Annotated in this window: 4 protein-coding genes; 3 read left to right on the top strand and 1 reads right to left on the bottom strand. The window is 36.2% G+C overall.

All coding sequences use genetic code 11. The annotated features are described in order from the left end of the window. The first annotated feature begins 100 nt into the window (after positions 1-100). Genes D6734_00910 through D6734_00900 form a run of 3 tightly spaced genes read left to right on the top strand, consistent with a single transcriptional unit; the run spans position 101 to position 2,328 of the window. Positions 101-859: a DUF116 domain-containing protein gene (locus D6734_00910; protein ID RMF98024.1), complete on the top strand. Its 759-nt coding sequence runs from the start codon at positions 101-103 to the stop codon at positions 857-859. 30 nt (positions 860-889) lie between these two features. Continuing rightward, positions 890-1,399: a peptide deformylase gene (def, locus tag D6734_00905; GenBank protein RMF98023.1), complete on the top strand. Its 510-nt coding sequence runs from the start codon at positions 890-892 to the stop codon at positions 1,397-1,399. Next, positions 1,399-2,328: a methionyl-tRNA formyltransferase gene (locus D6734_00900; GenBank protein ID RMF98022.1), complete on the top strand. Its 930-nt coding sequence runs from the start codon at positions 1,399-1,401 to the stop codon at positions 2,326-2,328. The genes def and D6734_00900 overlap by 1 nt, the downstream gene beginning before the upstream one ends. A gap of 113 nt (positions 2,329-2,441) precedes the next feature. Here D6734_00900 and D6734_00895 read toward each other — a convergent pair whose 3' ends face one another. Then, the gene (locus D6734_00895) at positions 2,442-3,242 is read right to left on the bottom strand and encodes a hypothetical protein (GenBank protein RMF98021.1); all 801 of its coding nucleotides are present in this window, start codon (positions 3,240-3,242) and stop codon (positions 2,442-2,444) included. Positions 3,243-3,500 lie beyond the last annotated feature (258 nt).

Below are 3,500 nucleotides of genomic sequence, written 5' to 3'. Positions count from 1 at the left end.
GGTATACTTCCTGTGCATATTCAATGTCTTGACTATGCCGCACATATTGAATAGTTATTGAAAAAGAGGATATATAAGTAAAAATAATAAGATTTTATTTATGACTTATATGATAAAAATAGACAGAAGCAATAAGGTGCTCATTTCTTCATTGTGCGCTCTTATAATAGGTGTGTTGATTTTGTGCGCTTTTTTGATTTTTGAATTATACAATTCACCATCATCGAGTGAATACTTTGCTGTTTTAAATCTCTCTTTTATCACAGTAATTTTGGTTTTAGCTCTAATCTTTTTTTTCCTTTTTGCAGGGATTATATTTGACCTTTCTATTCCTTTTAGCTGTCGCTTGCGAAGCATTTATTTGAAACTGCTCTTTCCTGTATTGATTAGCTGTGGAAAGATTTTTAAAGTTTCTCAGGAGAGACTTGAGCAGGCGCTTATAGAGATTAACAATAAATTAGTTGTATTGAAGGGTAAAAAGGTGCCACCAGAAAAACTTCTTCTGCTTGTCCCTCATTGCCTCCAAAGGTCAGAGTGCAATGTTAAGCTCTCGAGGAATCTTGACAACTGTATTAGATGCGGAAGTTGTGTATTAAATAAACTGATTGATTCAGATATGAGTAAAAAGATTAGAGTAGCAATGGCGAGAGGAGGCACTGAAGCGAGGAATATTATTGCCGAAGAAAAACCTGAAGCAGTAGTTGCTGTTGCATGTGAAAGAGACCTTATTTCAGGAATAATTGACAGCTATCCAATTTCTGTTTATGGAATTGTGAATGACAGGCCTTTTGGCTATTGCAAAGATACTTGTATAGAAGTAAAGAGTATAGAGGAAGGAATTGGAGTTTTTTTAAACTGATTTCTTCAAACTTTTTAGAGGAAGATATTAATGTCTGTGTTAGAGATTGTAAAATATCCATCAAGGATTTTGAGGACAGAGTCAACACCCATAGAGAATATAGATGGAGAAATAGCCAAGCTTGTTGATGATATGCTTGAGACTATGTACGATGCCCCCGGAATAGGGCTTGCCGCACCGCAGGTTGGGAAAAATATCCGCTTGATTGTACTTGATACTGGACAACGGGAAGGGGAAAAGGGAGAAGTATATAAGCTAATAAATCCTGAAATTGAGTTTGTTGATGGAGAGAATGAAGTTTTTGAGGAAGGATGTTTAAGCGTGCCGAATATTTCTGAGAAGGTTGTAAGACCCGACAAGATTATCGTTAGAGCGGTAACCCTCGATGAAAAGGAAATAGAATTTGAGGCATCAGGGCTTTTAAGCAGAGTAATTCAGCATGAGGTTGACCACCTCAATGGAAAGCTTTTTATCGACAGAGTGAGCAAGATAAAAAAAGAGCTTATAAAGATGAAGTTAAGAAAGATGCAGAAGGATTGATGAAGATAATCTTTATGGGAAGCACTGAAGGTGCTCTTCTCTGCCTTAAAAAACTTGTTGATGAAGGTTTTCATATTGAAGCAGTCATAACTCAACCGGACAGGCCTGCCGGGCGAGGCAGAAAGATTGTTTCTCCGCCTCTTAAACCTTATGCATTGGAAAAAGGCATTAAAATATTCCAACCGGAGAAAATTAAGGAACCATCTTTTTTTGAAACTCTTAAAGGCTTGTCACCTGATTTGATTGTCGTTGTTGCCTATGGAAAGATTCTGCCAGAAGAGATACTTAATTTGCCTCCGATGAAATGCATCAATCTTCATGCATCTCTTCTTCCTCGCTATAGAGGCGCCGCACCTGTCAATTGGGCAATTATCAACGGGGAAAAGGAAACAGGAGTAACAACGCAATTGATGGCAAAAGAGCTCGATGCAGGAGATATTCTTCTGCAGGAAAAAGAAGAAATCCGTCCTAATGATACAGCAGCATCACTGCTTGACAGGTTAATGAAAAAGGGAGCATTCCTTCTTGTTGAAACAATAAGAAAGTGGGAAAAAGGCGAAATTACACCTCAACCTCAAGATGAAAGTGCTGTATCTTATGCGCCTATGTTAAAGAAGGAAGATGGACTGATAAACTGGCATAGGAAAGCGGAAGAGATAGAAAATCAAGTAAGAGGAACTAATCCTTGGCCCGGGGCATTTACTTATCTTACAAGTGAGAAAAAAGAAAGATTGAAGATTTGGTCCTGCCGGGCACTGGCGCGCAGCTATGAAAAAGAGCCGGGCTCTATTTGGATAGAAAACAAAAGACTGATCATTACGACAGGGAGTGGAGTAGTTGAATTGCTTGAAGTTCAACCGGAAAACAAAAAGCGAATGAAAGCTGAACAATATATTCAGGGGTATAAATTGCCCGACCGGTTTTTTTGAATTTAATTTATCTAATTACAGTCAGTTGGCTTGAATATTCTTGTCGTACGGTGGCTGTTGATGGCTGGTAGAATGCCGATTTCACAGGAATCCTTCCAAACAGGAATTTTAGCTTAACTTTTGCATTTGAAAATTATTTCAACCTTTTCTTTTTTGTCTATGTTGCAGTCTGCTTTTGCATTTCCTTCTTTTAGAAACAATTCAAGATGTTCATGGCTTCCCCAAATAGCATTCAATTTTTTCTTTGTCCCTTCGCTATAATTTTTGCAAATCTTTTTGATATCTTTACCTGCTATCTTTATTGAAGCTTCTTTTTTCCCGGTATTTTTGCAAAGGTTATGATAATCATTTTTATGAATATTTGTAATCAAATTACCAAAATGATCATAATATATGACCTGTCCCTCGATTTTATTGACGCTGATTTTTGGAATTGCAGTGTCTGTTTTAATAAAGTTTTGAGTTTTTATTCCTAAACCTTTTAGACTTTTCTCTGATGCTATTTTTGCCGCCACAGGAGCCATTATATCTCTTCCGTGAAAAGTTGAGCTTGGGGAATCCGTTAAGATATTTGTTTTTTTTAATTCAAAGACATCGATCTTTTCCTCATTTTTCAAAATCCAGCTTATAATCCCGTTGTCAGGCATAACAAAAAAGTAATCCTTTGTTTTTGCCATAAGGATTTTTCTTGATGAACCAACGCCGGGATCAACCACCACTAAATGCACCGTGCCGGCAGGGAAAAAATTGTAGGATTTTGAAATAACAAAGCCAGCTTCATCTATATTGTGAGGTTCAATTTCATGGCTTATATCGACAATATTGGTATTGGGACATATCGATAGAATAACGCCCTTCATTACACCAACGAAATAATCTTTATTTCCAAAATCAGTTATTAAAGATATTACCATAGTTTTCCTTTTTGTTTTATTTATCTAAATTAAATGAATTGCACAGTTTTTTCAATTGGAGAAAGGAGTTAAATTTTATTCGTAATAATCTTTCTTACAATTTTTAGTTAGTATTTAGGGAATTTATGAAATAGACTTTTGGCAATTCAAAAAAACAACAAAATAAAGACGCGGAATGGCGAAGACTATAGTAGAACAAGATTCTATCAATCCTGATGAAATGAAATTTTTATGCTTTGCAGTTGAATACAGGTATAT

The organism is Candidatus Schekmanbacteria bacterium (assembly GCA_003695725.1).
Lineage (GTDB): Bacteria > Schekmanbacteria > GWA2-38-11 > GWA2-38-11 > J061 > J061.
Note: the sequence above shows the minus strand (reverse complement) of the source record. Positions and strands in the feature narration are given on the sequence as shown.